Genomic DNA, 16,213 nt, shown 5'->3' on the forward strand with positions numbered 1-16,213 from the left:
TGACCGGCCTTCAAAGAGCGCAAAGACGGACAAAGGACCGTTGTGACGGTTACCACATGTGAGCAATCTTGCAAGAGGTAACGGTTCTATAACGACAAACCCCGGAGGTTCTCAATGTGCACATCGACTGTCATGAGTTCTTCGCGCAATGGACGAAATGCCACATCTTGAAAAACTCAGCATTGCCGTTTGCTTCCTGCGGTGGTTAGTTAGCTCTGATAACTAACACGGTGGCCGCCATCCACCGCCACAGTTGTCACCGCCCGCGCGCGCGAAGGGTCGGCGCCCCGCACCGCACGCGATTCAGGAAGCGCGATCGGCGCGCGTCTTGCCTGGCTGGAACCCCCATCAGCCCAGGAAGGACCCCCCGCAATGGCACCATCCCCGCGCCGGTGGAGACGGCTGCTCACCGCAGCCACCCTCGCCGCCGGCAGTTCCGTCGTGGCCGCGGTGGCCCACGCACCCGCCGCCGCCGCGATCCCCCTCCCGGCCACCGACTACCAGCACGTCCAGCTGGCCCTCGGCAGCGCCGAGCTCGGCGAGGCGATGTCCCTGGCCGTGATGCCGGACCGCACCGTGATCCACACGGCCCGCGACGGCACAGTCCGCGTCACCGACGCCGCCGGTAACACCAAGGTCGCCGGCAAGCTCTCCGTCTACACGCACGACGAGGAGGGCCTGCAGGGCGTCGCCGTCGACCCCGGCTTCGCCTCCAACCGGTGGGTCTGGCTGTATTACTCGCCGACGCTGTCGACCCCCGCGGGCGACTCGCCGGCCTCCGGCACCGCCGCCGACTTCGCGCCCTGGAAGGGGCACCTCAACCTTTCCCGCTTCACGCTGAAGGCCGACAACACGCTCGACTTCGCCAGCGAGAAGGTCGTGCTGACCGTCGACAACGACCGGGGCAGCTGCTGCCACGTGGGCGGCGACATCGACTTCGACGCGTCGGGCAACCTGTACCTGACCACGGGTGACGACACGAACCCGTTCGAGTCAGGATCCTACGCGCCGATCGACGAGCGGACCGACCGCAACCCGCAGTACGACGCGCAGCGCTCTTCGGCGAACACCAACGACCTGCGGGGCAAGGTCCTGCGGATCAAGCCGAACACGGACGGCACGTATGCCATCCCGTCCGGCAACCTGTTCGCGCCGGGCACCGCGAAGACCCGTCCCGAGATCTATGCGATGGGCCTGCGCAACCCGTTCCGGATGAGCGTGGACAAGCCGACCGGCGTCGTCTACCTGGGCGACTACGGCCCGGACGCCGGCGCCGCCGACGCCAACCGGGGCCCGGGCGGGCAGGTCGAGTTCAACCGGATCACGGCCGCGGGCAACTACGGCTGGCCGTACTGCACCGGCACCAACTCGACCAACGAGACCTACAACGAGTGGAACTTCGCCACCAACTCGACCGGCCCCAAGTACAACTGCGGCGGCGGGCCCACGAACAACTCCTTCCGCAACACCGGTCTCGCCACGCTGCCCGCGGCGAAGTCCAGCTGGATCCGCTACGGGTTCGACTCGACCCCGCCGGAGTTCGGCGGCGGCTCCGAGTCGCCGATGGGTGGTCCGGTGTACCGCTACAACGCCGGGCTCAACTCGGCGGTGAAGTTCCCCCAGAGCCTGGACGGCAACTTCTTCGCCGGTGAGTACGGCCGCCGGTGGATCAAGCCGGTGAAGATCAACGCGGACGGATCCCCGGGCGAGATCTCGACCTTCCCGTGGGCCGGCACGCAGGTCATGGACATGGCCTTCGGTCCCGACGGCGCGCTGTACGTGCTGGACTACGGCACCGGCAGCAACAACCAGGCCCTGTACCGGGTGGAGTACATCGGCGGCGGCAACCGCGCGCCGACGGCGAAGATCACTCCGTCGGTGACGTCCGGCCCCAACCCGCTGACGGTGAGCTTCTCCTCGTCCGGCAGCTCCGACCCCGAGGGTGGCGCGCTCACCTACGCCTGGGACTTCGACGGCAACGGCACCACCGACTCGACGGCCGCGAACCCGTCCTTCACCTACACCACCAACGGCACGAAGACCCCGACGCTGACCGTCAAGGACCCGCAGGGCCTCACCGGCTCCGCGAGCACCGTCATCACCGTCGGCAACAGCGCGCCGAGCGTGACGCTGTCGCTGCCGGCCAACGGCCAGCTGTTCAACTTCGGCGACACCGTGCCGTTCACGATCAGCGTCACCGACCCCGAGGACGGCACGATCAACTGCTCGCGGGTGAGCATGACCTACTCGCTGGGTCACGACAGCCACGCGCACCAGATCACCTCGAAGACCGGCTGCACCGGCTCGATCGCCGTGCCGGTCGACGGTGAGCACGACGCGGCCGCGAACATCTTCGGCGTCTTCGACGCGGCGTACACCGACAACGGCGGGCTCACCACGCACGTGATCCGCACGCTGCAGCCCAAGCACCGCCAGGGCGAGCACTTCGGCGCCCAGTCGGGCGTCCAGGTCGCCCCGCACGCGGCGGCCGAGGGCGGCAACACGGCCGGCTTCATCGAGAACGGCGACTGGATCTCCTACACGCCGTACCTGCTGAACAACGCCACCCAGTTCACCGCCCGGGTCTCCTCGGCGGGCGCCGGCGGCACGATCGAGGTCCGCGCCGGCTCGGCGACGGGCACCCTGCTCGGCACCGCCACGGTCGCCCCGACCGGCGGCTGGGAGACGTTCGCCAACGTCACGGCGAACCTCTCCGGGGCGCCTTCTTCGGCGACCACGCTGTACCTGGTGTTCAAGGGCGGCACCGGCTACCTGTTCGACGTGGACGCGTTCACGTTCACGACCGGGACGGTCAGTGCCGGCCCGACGGTGAGCCTCCGTTCGCTGACGAACAACCAGTACGTGACCGCGGCGAACGCGACCACCGCACTGATCGCCAACTCGGCGACGATCGGCACCGCGCAGCAGTTCGAGCTCGTCGACCTCGGCGGCGGCAAGGTGGCGCTGAAGTCGAAGGCCAATGGCCAGTTCGTCTGCGCGGAGAACGCCGGCGCGAACCCGCTGCTCGCCAACCGGGCGACGGCCGGCTCGTGGGAGACGTTCAACCTGATCCGCAACGCCGACGGCAGCGAGAGCCTGCAGGCGACGGTGAACAGCCAGTACGTCACCGCGGAGAACAACGGCGCCGGCTCGCTCATCGCGAACCGGGCGGCGATCGGGCCCTGGGAGAAGTTCGAACTCATCGGCGCCTGATGTTGGAAAATGTGCGGTCCATTGTCCCGCGTGTGCGGGACATTGATGAGTGCCTCTTGACACTCTTCGTTGGATCGTGAGTGTATGTGTTGGTCCGTGGGGACGTCCGTCGTCTCCACGGACCAGCCTCGGCCGCCACCGGGGCTGACGCATACCTCGAGGAGCCTGATGAAGCTCTCCAGATGGTTCGCGCTCTCCCTGGCCCCTGTGCTGGCCACGGCGGGCACCGTGATCGCCATGGCGAGTCCGGCGAGCGCATGGACCCCCAAGACACCACCGATGACCACCCCGTGGACCAACTCGGTGTCCACGACCAACCCGCTGCCCGAGTACCCCCGCCCGCAGCTGACCAGGACCGACTGGCAGAACCTCAACGGCATCTGGGACTTCGCGGTCACCGGCAGCGGCCAGACCAGCCCGCCCGCCACGTTCGGCGAGCAGATCCGGGTGCCGTACCCCGTCGAGTCCGCCCTGTCGGGCATCCAGCGCAAGGTCACCGAAAACGACAAGCTCTGGTACAAGCGCACCTTCACGATCCCGTCGGGCTGGGCCGGCCGCCGGGTCCAGCTCAACTTCGGCGCGGTCGACTGGCAGAGCACCGTGTGGGTCAACGGCACCCAGGCGGGCGCCGTCCACAGCGGCGGCTACGACGCCTTCACCTACGACATCACCGGCCTGCTCAACGGCGGCACCAACACGATCATCGTCGGCGTGTACGACCCGACCGACGCCGGCACGCAGGCCGTCGGCAAGCAGCGCCGCAACGACGTGCTCCCGCACGCGGGCGGCGGCATCTTCTACACCGGCTCCTCGGGCATCTGGCAGACCGTCTGGCTGGAGCCGACCCCGACCGCCCGGATCACCCGGGTGGACCTGGTGCCGAACATCTCCAACAACACCCTGTCGGTGAACGTCCAGGGCGCCGGGCTGTCCGGGCAGACCGTGACCGCCACCGTCCTGTCCGGCACCACCCAGGTCGGCACCGCCAACGGTGGGGTGGGCTCCGCGTTCAGCGTCCCGGTGCCCAACGCGCACCGCTGGTCGCCCAGCGATCCCTTCCTGTACACCGTCCGCGTCGACCTCAAGAGCGGCTCGACCGTGGTGGACTCGGTCGGCAGCTACGCCGGGATGCGCTCGATCTCGATCGGCAACATCAACGGCAAGCTGCGCATCCTGCTCAACGGTCAGTTCGTCTTCCAGTCCGGCACCCTGGACCAGGGCTACTGGCCCGACGGCATCTACACCGCGCCCACCGACGCGGCCCTGCGCTCCGACCTGCAGGCGCACAAGGACCTGGGCTTCAACATGGTCCGCAAGCACATCAAGGTGGAGCCGCAGCGCTGGTTCTACGCCGCGGACCAGCTCGGCCTGCTGGTGTGGCAGGACATGCCCGCCATGCCGACCGGCAAGAACCCGACGACGGCCGCCCGCACCCAGTGGGAACTGGAGTTCGACCGCATCATCGACCAGCACCGCAGCTCGCCGGCGCTGGTCATGTGGGTCGACCAGAACGAGGGCTGGGGCCAGTACGACCAGGCCCGCATCGCCAACGAGGTCAAGGCCTACGACCCGTCGCGCCTGGTCAACAACATGAGCGGGGTCAACTGCTGCGGCTCCGTCGACGGCGGCAACGGCGACGTGATCGACAACCACATCTACGTCGGTCCCGGCTCCACCCTGCCGACCGCGACCCGGGCCGCGGTCCTGGGCGAGTTCGGCGGCCTCGGCCTTCGCGTGTCCGGCCATGAATGGTCGCCGGGCAACGGCTTCAGCTATGAGGACCAGGCCAACGCCGCGGCGCTCAACAACCGCGTCGTCGGCCTGTATGACCAGATCCGCACCGGCGGCATGCCCGCGGGCCTGTCCGCGTCGGTCTACACCGAGATCACCGACGTGGAGAACGAGAGCAACGGCTTCCTCACCTACGACCGGCAGGTGGTGAAGGTCGACGCGGCCCGGGTCCGGGCCGCGAACCAGGCGCTCATCAACGCCTCCACCAACCCGCCGCCGCCGGCCACGCTGCCCAGCGGATACCACTCGTTCCGGGTCGTGACGCCGTGCTGCACCACCAGGTACATCCGGCACCAGAACAGCCTCGGCTACACCGAGGTCGTCGACGCCAACAGCAGCGCGCTGCTGAAGCAGGACGCGACCTGGCGGATCGTGCCGGGCCTGGCCGACTCGACGTGCTACTCGTTCGAGTCACGCAACTACCCCGGCCAGTACCTGCGGCACCAGGCGTTCCGGATCCGCAAGGACGCCAATGACAACTCGGCGCTGTTCAAGGCCGACGCCACCTGGTGCGCCCAGCAGGGCACCGGCGGGGTCCGGCTGACCGCCTGGAACTTCCCGGGCCAGTTCCTGCGCCACCGGGCGTCGGAGCTGTGGCTGGCGACTCCCGGCGGCCCGAACGCGTGGGACAACCCCACCAGCTTCACCGAAGACACGACGTGGTCCGTGGAGAACCCCTGGGCCCCGTAGTAAAGGGTGGATCGAAACGGGGGGACGCCGACCGGCGTCCCCCCGTTTCTGTTTCTGGCTCCGTCGGCTTCGCAGGCGGTTCCGCGAGGGCCTTAGGCGCGCATCACGGTGGCAATCGGGATCCGCGCGGCGCGGATCGCCGGGATCAGGCCGCCGAGCAGCCCTGCCACGAGACCGGCGATGACCCCGGCGACGCCCGCCTGCCAGGGGAACGTGAGGTCCTGCAGCTGCGGCACGCGTGAGCCGAACAGCCCCGCCCCCACGTCGATCGCCACCACGCCGAGACCGATCGCGGCGGCCGCGGTGAGCAGCCCGGTCAGCAGCGTCTCGGCCAGCACGATGCCGGCCAGCAGCGAGCGTGGCGTGCCGACCGCCCGGCGCAGCGCGAACTCCTCGACCCGCTCGCCGACCGTGGCCAGGCCGACGTTGAGGATGCCGGCGACGCCGATGAGCAGTACCAGACCGGCCATGCCGAGGAAGATCCAGCGGATGATCGCCAGTTCTTCGGCGATGTCCTTGCGGGCGTTGATGGTCTCGACGTGCAGCATGTCCCGGGACACGCCGAGCGCGGTGATCTTGCGGACCACCAGGGCCTCGGTCTCTCCCGCCGTGGGGGCGAACAGCAGCTGCATGCCGGGGCCGTACATCTGGTTCGCGGTGGTCTTCGGCATCCAGTTGCGCATCTCGTCGACCCGGACGTAGGCGGTCGGCTGGCTGTTGCCGTCGTCCACCACCCCGACGATGCGCGGGGTCGGGTTCGCGGTGGCGCCCTCGACCCGCATCTCGGCCGGGATCTGGTAGCGGGTGAAGCCCTTCGCGGCCTCCTTGTTCAGCACCAGCCGCGGCGAATACGACGGGTCGCCGCTGAAGTCGAGCCAGTTGCCGGCCACCGGGCGGAACGGGCGGAACTGCCGGATGTCGCCGGTGAGCCCCTGCAGGACCAGCTCGACCGCCTGCCCGCGGGTCGGCTGCGCCGCCTGCTCGTCCTTGATGGGGCGGCACTCGCCGGTCATCGGGTTGCAGTCCATCTGCATGGGCGGCCCGTAGTAGCCGCCGTCGGTGTTGTCGAACGGCGCCGCGCCCTGGTTGATCGGCACCACGTTCGGCTCGCCGATGATCGCCTGATACCCCATGACGCCGACGGCGTCCGCCTTGCCGGCGACCGTGGTGAGCGCGGCGTCCATCGCGTCGGGCATCGACGGGATGTACATCTGCCGGGTGCCGTCCTTGCCGATGTGCAGCTCCAGGTCGGCCAGGCGCAGGGTCTTGGCGGTCTCCGCGCCGGCCTGGACGGTGACGACCGCCAGCACGCCCAGGAACAGGCTGATCATGGACAGGAACGTGCGCAGCTTGCGCGACCGGATGCCCTGCCCGCCGATGATGAGCGCGGAGCGGAACCGCCCGGAGAGTCGGATCATGTCAGCACCCCGTCGCTCAGGGACAGCACGCGTTGCATCTTGGCCGCGTGGGCGTGATCGTGCGTGACGAGGATCAGGCCGCAGCCGCGGTCGGTGGCGGCGCGCATGACCTCGATGACGAGATTGCCGGTCTCCGTGTCCAGAGCGCCGGTGGGCTCGTCGGCGAGCAGCAGGCTCGGGCTGCGCACGAGGGCCCGGGCGACCGCGACCCGCTGTTGCTCACCGCCGGAGAGCTTCGCGGGCCGCTGCTTGGCCAGGTGTGCGATGCCGACCTGGTCGAGCGCCTCGAGCACGCGGGCGCGGCGGTGCCGGCGTGGCAGCCAGCCCTGCCCGTTGACCAGGGCCATCGCCACGTTCTGCGCGGCGGTGAGGTGTTTGAGCAGGAAGAAGCGCTGGAAGACGAAGCCGAACTCGGCGCTGCGCAGGGCGGCGGCCTTGCGCTCGGGGATGCGGGCCAGGTCGCGGCCGTTCATGAAGTAGTGCCCGTCATCCGGCCGGTCGAACAGCCCGATGAGGCTCAGCAGGGTGCTCTTGCCCGATCCCGACCGGCCGAGGATCGCCACGCTCTCGCCGCGGTCGACGGTGAGGTCGACGCCGTCGAGGATCACCCGCGGCTCCTGCTGGCCCTTGAGGGTCTTGGTGATGCCCACCATCTCGATGAGCGGACTCACTTGGTGAACCCGGGCATGGGCTCTTGGTTCTTGGCGGCGGGCAGGTTCGGTCCCGGCACCGCCACGGTCTCGTCGCCGGTGAGGCCGCTCTTGATCTCGATGACCTTGCCGTCGCTGAGGCCGAGCGTGACCTCGCGGGTCTCCCGGGTCTGGTCCGCCTTGACCACGTCGACCTTGCCCTTGCCCTGCGATCCGGCGACCGCCTCGACCGGCAGGACGAGGGCGTTCGCGGCCCGGGCGGTGATCACCTCGACCGTGGCGGCGGCGCCGTTGATCGCCTTGACGTCGGCCGGCGGAATGCAGACGAGCCGCATGCCCGTAGGCTCCGACGGCTGTTGTTGCTGCTGCTGGCCGATCACCCTCGGCGGGGCCGCGCTGGCGGTCGGGTTGGGCGTCGGGGTCACCGGCTCGGGGATCGTGCCGGCCGGCAGCGCCGCGAGCGTGCCGAGCACCGTGCACGGGAACGGCCCCGGGCCGCTCTTGATCTGGGCCTGCACCGACTCGAGCTTGTCGGAGATCTGGTACGCCTGCGACCCGTCGATGTCCGCGACGACGCCGTAGCCGACCTGCTTCGCCGAGACGATCGGCATGCCGGCGGTCACCTTGGACCGGTCGTCGACGAGCCGGCCGCTGAAGATGGCCCCGGCCGGCACCTCGATGGGCGTGGCCTTACCGCTGACCCAGATGTTGGCGACCTTGGTGGGCTTGGTCGGCGTGCTCGTCGACGCCTTCACGTCGAGGTAGCGGATCTCGCCGTCGATCGGGGCGACCAGGCCGAACGTGGGGCTCAGCTGCACCTTGCCGGTCAGGCTCACCTTGTTGGTCAGGTCCTGGCGGGTCGGCTTCACCGTCGTCATCGTGACGCCCCGGTCGGCGAGGCCGGGCGTGTTCACCTCCTCCCCGCCTGACGCCGTGCAAGCACCCAGTGCACTCAGCGCACCGGCGGCGGCCACCGCGAAAAGGATTCGTCGCACCCGGGTTCACCCCCAGCAAGGATCGAAGTCCGGCAAAGGGTAGCGGTCGTCAGGGTGAGGTGATGCCCCGTCATGCATCTGATTCGGGTGAGGAAATGTACTGAAGATGACAGCGTTCCGAAGCAACCCCTCCCTTTTCCTGGACCTTCTTTAGAGACGCAGGCGACCGCCCCGCGCCGTTGCCGGTGCGGGGCGGTCGCCTGCGGGTGCGTCAGACCTTGTAGGTGAAGATCGACGCGGGGGCAGCGACGCTGGTGCCACCCTTGGTGATGACCTGGATCTGCACCGTGCCGGGCGAGCGCGGCGGCAGGTACACCTTGAGCCTCGTCTCCGACAGCTTCGCGAAGGAGACCACGGCACCGTTCGAGGTGACCCGGTCGACCGTGCCGAAGTTGCTGCCGGAGACCTCGACGGTCGTCCACGACTTGGTCCCGCCGGTCGCGGGGGTCACCGCGGCCACGGACGGGGCCGGCGGCGCGACGTAGGTGAACGGCGTGGCGGTGCCCTCGACGACGCCGCCGATGGTGGTGACCCTGATCTTCGCCGGCCCGGCCGGGTGGACCGGCATCGTGACCTTGAGCTGGGTGTCGGAGATGCGCTGATACATGGCGCTCACGTTGTCGACCCGGACGGCGGTGACGCCGCTGAGGTTGGTGCCGGTCACGACGACGGGCGTGGTGGTGTACGTCGGTCCGCTGGTCACGCTCAGGGCCGTGATCGTCGGCGCGGGCGGGTTGACGATCGCCAGTTTGCCGGCGGCGACCGTCGCGCTGACGCCGGACGGCGTCACCACCGTGACGTCGTAGATGCCGGTGACGAGCTTCGCCGGCACGGTGAACGCGACCGTCGTCGACGACATCACCTTCACGTTGGCGGCGGCGTTGGCGCCGATCCGGACCGCGGTCGCGCCGTCCAGGTTCGCACCGGTGACCGTCAGGACGTTGCCGCCGACCACGGACGCGGTCGCGGCGCTGAGGCTGGTCACGACGGGCAGCGGCGGCTGGTACAGGAAGCGCGCCTGCGAGTTCAGCGCGCTCGCTCCGGCGGCGTTGATGACGGTCACGTCGACGGCGCCCCTGGCGTGCGGCGGCGTCGTGGCGACCAGGGTGGTGACCCCGTTGGTCTCGACCTTGCGGAACTGCGCGGCGGTCTCGCCGAACTTCACCGCCGTGGCGCTGCTCAGGTTGCCACCGGCGATGATGACCTCGGTGCCACCCGTGACCGAGCCACGCACCTGCGACAGCGTCGACACCGACGGCCGCGGCGCGGTGACGGAGGACGGTGTGTTCACCCCGCTGATCGTGTACGCGGCCTGCACGTTCTTGTTGACGAAGTCCCACCCGAGGTGCGCGTCGCCGGCGGCGCCCCACGAGGTGCCCCACTGGTTGCGGATCCACAGGCCCTCGGCGTCGTACCCGTAGGCGGTCACCATGTGGCCGCCGAGGTTGGCCCCGGTCGTCGTCTTGTAGAGGGTGTTGCCGGTGAGGTACATGAAGTCCTTGAAGACCGGCATGCCGATGGCGACCGGCGAACCGGCGGCGATCGCCGTCTCCAGCGCGACCTGCCCGGCGGTGCCCTGGCCGGCCCCGGCGAACAGGGTGGTCCACTTGGCGACCTTGTAGTTGCGGGCGTTGGCGATCTCCGCGGCGGTGGGCTGGATCGTGTAGTTGCTGGTGCCCTGGACGTAGTCGTCCTGGGTGTCGACGCCGTTCGTGGTGGCCTCGGTCAGCGCCTTCTCCGGCTGCAGGCCCGTGTTCGGCGCGCCGCCCTTCTGCACCGAGCGCATGTACAGGTACAGCGGCGCGTACGGGGCGCCGGCCGCGGCGTCCTTCTTCGCGTAGTAGCCCATCAGGGAGTGGGCGATGGTCCAGGCCACGCACGAGGCGATCTGGCCCTGGTCGCCGACGGCCGGCAGGTTGGCCTTGACGCTCGCGCTGTCCGGCAGCGCGGCGGAGACGCCGATCGTGTTCTTCGCGTCCGTGCGGGTCGTCGGAGCGGTGAACCCGCCGACGGCGTGCGGCAGGCCGGCGTTCGGCTGGGTGGCGGCGGCAGCCAGGGGCACCGCCACGAGGGTGCCGCCGGCCGCCATCAACAGGCCGAAGGCGGTGCGGACGATGATTCGTGCTCCAGGGCGCATCCGTGCTCCTCAAAGTCGCTGACCGCGTCGTGCCTGCCATCGACTCCGCGGGAGGCGGCCTGAGGCGTTGCCGCGAAGACCACCCGGCCGGTGTCCACCGGCCGGAGGACATCCGCACTAGGCTGCGGGACCATGCCGGTGATCGTGCTGCTCGCGGCGATGGGGGCCTTCCACGGCCTCAACCCCGGCATGGGCTGGTTGCTGGCGGTCGCCAACGGGGTGCAGGAGCGCAGCCGGGCCGCGGTGCTCCGGGCGCTGGTCCCGATCGCCGCCGGGCACGCCGCCTCGATCTTCGTCGTCGCGGGCCTCGTCAGCGCCCTGCAGTCGGTGGTCGCGACCAGGTTCGTGGCGATCGGCGGCGGGATCGTCCTGGTCGGCTTCGGCCTGTGGCGGGCGGTGTCGCGCCGCCACGTCGGCGCACCCGGGCTGCACCTGTCCGCGGCCCAGCTCGCCGGGTGGTCGTTTCTCATGTCGAGCGTCCACGGCGCCGGCCTCATGCTCGTGCCGGTGCTGGTCGCGAACCCGCCCGCCGGTCTCGGTCACACCCATGGCGCCGGCGGCGACCCGCTGTGGATGGGCTTCCTGGCCACCGGCGTGCACACCGCCGCCATGGTCACCGTCGCCGGCGTGATCGCGCTGGTCGCCTACCAGGTGGTGGGCTCGCGGCTGGAGCGGCTGGCCCGCGTCGACCTGGACACCGTCTGGGCGGTGGCACTGGTCGGCGCGGGCGTCGCGACCGTCGCGGTGTCGTACTAGCCGACGTCGGTGACCTGGATCGACTCGCTCAGCGGGTGTACGCCGGGCGACGGCATCCGCACCCACGCGACCCGGACCGTGCCGCCGACCCAACCGACGCCCAGCGGGCCGGGGCGCAGCTCCTTGCCGACGGGGCCGCCGCTCACCGGGAACGGGGTCACCTTGCCCGTCGCGATGTCGATCTTCAGCAAGCTCACGGTCGCTTGTTCGTCGTCTCCGCCCTTCACCGCCATCGCGAGGGTCCGGCCGTCCGGGGACAGCCTGGCCGGCCACGCCGTCCGGCAGGACCACTCGGGCAGGCCCGGCAGGTGCACGGTGAACAGCTTGCGGCCCGTGGCCAGGTCGGTGGCCGTCAGGTCGCAGGACTGCTCCGGCACCGAGAGCAGCAGCCCGCCCTGGACCGACAGCCTGGTGGTCGCCCAGTCGGGCACCGACTTCAGCGCGGAGAGCGGCTGCTCGGCCCCGGTCTGGAGATCGTGCGCCATGATGCGGCCCGGGGTCCGGTACAGGTACGCGGTCGTCGCGGTCGCCCCGATCAGCTCGACGTCCTGGCCCTGGACACGCACCTCACGCTGCTGGGTGATCCGTCCGTCGGGGGTGAGGACCAGCAGCCTGATCGCGAAGTCGGTGACGTCGGGGCCGTCCTGCCGCTGGATGCCGGGCTTCAGGTCCTTGCCGCCGAGCACCACGAACCGGCCGTCGTCGAGCGCGACCCACGAGCGGACGTCGTCCACGACCGCCGGGAACGGGGTGGCGACGAGCCGCTTGTCGGGTCGCAGCTCCAGCATGGTCCGCACGTCGTAGACCGTGACCTTGCCGCCGTTCTTGTCCTGCCCCAGCGCCCAGCCGACGTCGAGTGGGAGCCGCTGCGGCTGGGCGTCCGGTGCCGGCGTTTCGGGTGCCGGGGTTGCCGGCGTCTGTTGGACCTGGGCCGGCGGTTGTGGTTGTTCGTGCCGTTGGGTGAGCGTCACCGTCGCGCCGGTCGCCGCGACGACGGCCACCATCGCCGCCACCGCCACGGCGGTGCGGCGTCGCTTGTTGATCCGGTGGCGCCGCAGCACCGTGGAGAGGTCGGAGCGGCTGTCGGGGACCGCGTCGGCCGCCCGGCGTACCGTGGCGGCGATGTCATCGATCGTCATGACTGCTCCTCACTCAGCGCCCGGCGCAGCTCCGCGAGGCCGCGCGCCATCCGGCTCTTGACGGTCCCCTCGGCGACGCCGAGGACCGCGGCGGTCTCAACGGTGGACAGGTCCAGCAGGACCCGGCAGACGATCACGGCGCGCTGTGGCAGCGGCAGCCGGCGCAGGGCGACGAGCGCGCCCGCATGCGTGTCCGGCCCGTCGACGCGGGCGCCCGTCTCCGTGGACGGCAGCGGGCGCTCCCGCCGGACCTTGCGCCACCAGGAGGTGGCCCAGTTGAGTCCGACGCGGAACGCCCATCCACCCGGGTTGTCGTGGTCACGGACCTTGCCCCAGTGGGCGTAGGCGCGTGCCAGCGCCTCGTCCGCGGCGTCGCGGGCGAGATGCGGATCGCCGAGCGTGACGGCGAGCGCGCGGTAGAGCCGATCGGCTTCGGCCCGGTAGAACGACTCGAAGTCGTCGACCGGTGCCCTGGACATCGCTGTCATCACTGGCGTCCCCACAGCACACACACGCGTGAGGACACCGCCGCGTTCCCTACTTTTTCAGGGCCGTTGCCACCGCTTGGGCGAGCGTCGTCGTCGGGCGCCCGATGAGCGCCGACAGGTCACCGGTCGCCACGTCGAGGCTACCCTGCGCGATCGACACGTCGGCGGCGGCGAGCACGCGCGCGAACCCCTCGGGCAGCCCGAACCCGACCAGCGCCTGCGCGTAGTCGTCGGCCGGGAGGTCCTGGTAGGCAACCTTGGTGCCCGACTGCGCGGTGACCTCGTCGGCCAGGTCGGCCAGGGACATGGTCGTGTCGCCGCCGGTCTCGTAGACCTTCCCGGCGTGCGCGTTCCCCGTTGCCGCGAGGACCGCGGCCGCGCCGGCGGCGAAGTCCGCCCGGGTCGCGGCGGCCACCCGGCCCGCACCCGCGGCACCGAGGATCACGCCGTGCTCCAGCGCCGTGGCCAGGCTGGCCGTGTAGTTCTCGAAGTACCAGTTGTTGCGCAGGAAGGTGTACGGCAGGCCCGACGCGACGATCAGCTCCTCCGTCGCCTTGTGCTCGGGTGCGAGCGGGTTGGTCGAGGTGTCCGCCCTGGTGATGCTCGTATACACGATGTGGCCGACCCCGGCCCGCACGGCGGCGTCGACGACCGCCCGGTGCTGCTCGACCCGCCGGCCGGCCTCGTTGCCGGAGATGAGCAGCAGCCGGTCGGTCCCCTCGAACGCCGGCACCAGCGTCTCCGGCCGGTCGTAGTCGGCCAGCCGGACGTTGTCGCCGCCGGCCGCGGCCGGGTTGCGGACCGCGGCCGTCACCGGCACGTTCTGGCTCTTCAGCGCGGCGACAACGAGACGGCCGAGCTGGCCGGTGGCACCGGTAACGGTGATGGTCATGAGAACTCCCTCGTCCTGGTTACTCTCCCACAGTAAGCACTAACTTCTAGAAAGTGCAAACCGTGAGTTACCGTTGTCTCATGTCCTTCGAGGAGCTGGTGTTCGACGTCTTCGCGCGAAACTGCACGTCGCGACCCGTCATGGACACGGTCGCCAGCCGGTGGGGCATCCTGTCGCTGGTCGCGCTGCAGGACGGCACGCACCGGTTCAACGAGCTGCGCCGCCGCGTCGACGGCGTGAGCGAGAAGATGCTGTCGCAGACGCTGCACGCCCTCGAGCGGGACGGTCTGGTCCTGCGGACGGTGCAGAGCACGATCCCGCCCCGCGTGGAATACAGCCTGACCGACGCCGGCCGCCGCATCGCGACCAAGCTCACGGAGCTGATCGAGCTGCTCGAGGCCTCCATGCCGGACATCTCCGTCGCACAGGCCCGCTACGACGAAGCCCGCTAGATTGCTGTTGCGTGCGCCTCGATCAGCTCTGCGTGGTGTTTGCGTGTGCCTCGATCAGCTCTGCGTGGTGTTTGCGTGCGCCTCGATCAGCTCCGCGACCCGCAGCAGGGGGCCGAACTGTGCCGGGATGCCGTCGGGCACCCCGATCCGCCCCGGCACGAAGGTCATCAGCTCGTCGCCCTCGACGCTCCAGTCCGGCAACCGCCCCGCGACGTGCTCCGCGACCAGCGGCCCGCCGAGCACGGTCCGGACCAGGCGCGGGTCCGGGGCATTCACCCGGTACGCACGGTCGAACGCCTCGTATCCGACCGCGGTCGCCTTGTCCCCGAACAACGTGCGCCACAGCTTCGACCCGCCGCCGCGCCGGTGCACGGCCACGGTCGGCCGCGGCATCCGCAACCGCACCACCACCGCGACATGATGATGGGTGGTGCTCGTCGTCTGGCTGGCCCCGTTGGCATCGGTCGACGTCGACGTCGTCGTGTGCGAGTAGTCACCGATACCCACCGGCCGACCACCCAGCGTCCCGAACAGCGCCAGCGACACACCCCGCCGGTTCCGGCCGGGCATCCGCCGCCCCCATTCGACCTGCGGCCGGTCCACCACCTGCCAGCCGTGCCGCTTCGCCCAGAGCCGCAACGCCTCCCGTCGCTGCCGCTCCCGCCGCGCCGCCACCACCGCCGCGACGACGATCAGCACGACGGCCACCCCGAAGCAGGCGACGACACTCACCACGATCGCCGAAGGCTCCATGAAACCCACGCTAAAGTCCCCGTGCCAGTTCCGCCTCCATCGCCTCTCGAGGACCCGCATGCACCTGTTCGAGTCCCTGATCGAGCCGGCCGCCGCCCTCACCGTGACCCCGGCGGCCGCGGCCCGGCACTCCTACGGCGGGCTGCCCGGCCTGCCTGACGGGACGGACTGGCCCACGTACGGCGGCGCCCCCATGACCCTCCTCGCCCACCTCGACTGCGCCGACCTCGCCGCCCTGCTACCGGAGACCTGGACCCTCCCGGCCACCGGCGCCCTGCTGTTCTTCCACGAGGACGCCTTCACCGCCGGGTCCGCATGGCACGGCGATCCGGGGCACGACGACGGTTGCCTGGTGCTGCACGTGCCCGCCGGCCTTCCCCCGCGACCCGCCCCCACCGGCGTCCAGGTCATCCCGCCGCTGCCGCTCGCCGCGAACCGGATCGGGTCCGTCCCGCCGTACGACGCCCCCGCCCTCCGCGACGCCTTCACCACCGATCCGGTCGCCGCGATGAACGCCCGCGACCTGGCCGAGGACACCGCCGGCCGGCCGCCCCGGCACCAGGTGCTCGGCTGGCAACGGGACGCCTTCCTGCACCTGCCCGGCCTGCGCCCCCTGCTCCAGTTGGAGGCCGAACCGGGCACCTCCTGGGGCGAGGTCGTCAACGTCTCCTTCTGGCTCCCCGAGGCCGACCTGACCACCGGCCGCCTCACCGACGCCCGCCGCTACCTCGAAACCGCCTGACCACTCCCGCCCGGCGGAAGGACCCCCACCATGCCGGCGTCGGCAGACGGGTCCTGGGCCGCGACGTCGCGCAGATGTTCGCCGAAAAGCGTGAAAG

At 70.5% G+C, this 16,213-nt stretch carries 13 protein-coding genes; 5 read left to right on the plus strand and 8 right to left on the minus strand.

The genetic code is table 11. The features are described from left to right. Nucleotides 1-372: 372 nt before the first annotated feature. The gene (locus Dsi01nite_RS27785; protein WP_203849215.1) at nucleotides 373-3,213 is read left to right on the plus strand and encodes a PQQ-dependent sugar dehydrogenase; all 2,841 of its coding nucleotides are present in this window, start codon (nucleotides 373-375) and stop codon (nucleotides 3,211-3,213) included. Nucleotides 3,214-3,381: 168 nt separating this feature from the next. Beyond that, nucleotides 3,382-5,694: an AbfB domain-containing protein gene (locus Dsi01nite_RS27790; protein ID WP_239136217.1), complete on the plus strand. Its 2,313-nt coding sequence runs from the start codon at nucleotides 3,382-3,384 to the stop codon at nucleotides 5,692-5,694. A gap of 92 nt (nucleotides 5,695-5,786) precedes the next feature. Here the strand turns inward: Dsi01nite_RS27790 and Dsi01nite_RS27795 are convergent, their stop codons facing one another. The 4 genes from Dsi01nite_RS27795 to Dsi01nite_RS27810 all read right to left on the minus strand — a co-directional run bounded on the left by Dsi01nite_RS27795 (nucleotide 5,787) and on the right by Dsi01nite_RS27810 (nucleotide 10,894). Further along, entirely contained in the window at nucleotides 5,787-7,112 is a 1,326-nt protein-coding gene (locus Dsi01nite_RS27795) for an ABC transporter permease (RefSeq protein ID WP_203849216.1), read from the minus strand. After that, nucleotides 7,109-7,783, minus strand: a complete 675-nt coding sequence (locus Dsi01nite_RS27800; protein WP_239136218.1) for an ABC transporter ATP-binding protein — start codon at nucleotides 7,781-7,783, stop codon at nucleotides 7,109-7,111. Before Dsi01nite_RS27800 ends, Dsi01nite_RS27795 begins: the two co-directional genes overlap by 4 nt. Beyond that, entirely contained in the window at nucleotides 7,780-8,757 is a 978-nt protein-coding gene (locus Dsi01nite_RS27805; protein WP_239136219.1) for a permuted SH3 domain-containing protein, read from the minus strand. The genes Dsi01nite_RS27800 and Dsi01nite_RS27805 overlap by 4 nt, the downstream gene beginning before the upstream one ends. A 211-nt stretch (nucleotides 8,758-8,968) precedes the next feature. Further along, nucleotides 8,969-10,894, minus strand: a complete 1,926-nt coding sequence (locus Dsi01nite_RS27810; RefSeq protein ID WP_203849217.1) for an IPT/TIG domain-containing protein — start codon at nucleotides 10,892-10,894, stop codon at nucleotides 8,969-8,971. A 132-nt stretch (nucleotides 10,895-11,026) separates the two neighbouring features. On the opposite strand from Dsi01nite_RS27810, the gene Dsi01nite_RS27815 reads away from it, so the two are divergent. Further along, entirely contained in the window at nucleotides 11,027-11,650 is a 624-nt protein-coding gene (locus Dsi01nite_RS27815; protein WP_203849218.1) for a hypothetical protein, read from the plus strand. Here Dsi01nite_RS27815 and Dsi01nite_RS27820 read toward each other — a convergent pair. The 3 genes from Dsi01nite_RS27820 to Dsi01nite_RS27830 are packed head-to-tail and all read right to left on the minus strand — an operon-like array spanning nucleotide 11,647 to nucleotide 14,169. Then, on the minus strand, nucleotides 11,647-12,789 hold the full coding sequence (locus Dsi01nite_RS27820) for a hypothetical protein (protein WP_203849219.1): 1,143 nt from the start codon (nucleotides 12,787-12,789) through the stop codon (nucleotides 11,647-11,649). The two genes, Dsi01nite_RS27815 and Dsi01nite_RS27820, sit on opposite strands and share 4 nt — an antisense overlap. Continuing rightward, a complete protein-coding gene (locus tag Dsi01nite_RS27825; RefSeq protein WP_239136220.1) occupies nucleotides 12,786-13,268 on the minus strand; it encodes a SigE family RNA polymerase sigma factor in 483 nt (160 codons plus the stop codon). Before Dsi01nite_RS27825 ends, Dsi01nite_RS27820 begins: the two co-directional genes overlap by 4 nt. A gap of 58 nt (nucleotides 13,269-13,326) precedes the next feature. Beyond that, on the minus strand, nucleotides 13,327-14,169 hold the full coding sequence (locus Dsi01nite_RS27830) for an SDR family oxidoreductase (protein ID WP_203849221.1): 843 nt from the start codon (nucleotides 14,167-14,169) through the stop codon (nucleotides 13,327-13,329). Nucleotides 14,170-14,249: 80 nt separating this feature from the next. On the opposite strand from Dsi01nite_RS27830, the gene Dsi01nite_RS27835 reads away from it, so the two are divergent. Further along, nucleotides 14,250-14,621 (plus strand): winged helix-turn-helix transcriptional regulator, encoded by a 372-nt coding sequence (locus Dsi01nite_RS27835; RefSeq protein ID WP_203849222.1) that lies wholly within the window; start codon nucleotides 14,250-14,252, stop codon nucleotides 14,619-14,621. A gap of 54 nt (nucleotides 14,622-14,675) precedes the next feature. Here Dsi01nite_RS27835 and Dsi01nite_RS27840 read toward each other — a convergent pair whose 3' ends face one another. Continuing rightward, complete coding sequence (locus Dsi01nite_RS27840) at nucleotides 14,676-15,374, minus strand: hypothetical protein (RefSeq protein ID WP_203849223.1); 699 nt, start codon at nucleotides 15,372-15,374, stop codon at nucleotides 14,676-14,678. A gap of 58 nt (nucleotides 15,375-15,432) precedes the next feature. Between Dsi01nite_RS27840 and Dsi01nite_RS27845 the strand changes: the two genes are divergently transcribed. Next, entirely contained in the window at nucleotides 15,433-16,116 is a 684-nt protein-coding gene (locus Dsi01nite_RS27845; protein WP_203849224.1) for a DUF1963 domain-containing protein, read from the plus strand. Nucleotides 16,117-16,213: the final 97 nt, after the last annotated feature.

The sequence above is a fragment of the Dactylosporangium siamense genome (assembly GCF_016862795.1).
Taxonomy (GTDB): domain Bacteria; phylum Actinomycetota; class Actinomycetes; order Mycobacteriales; family Micromonosporaceae; genus Dactylosporangium; species Dactylosporangium siamense.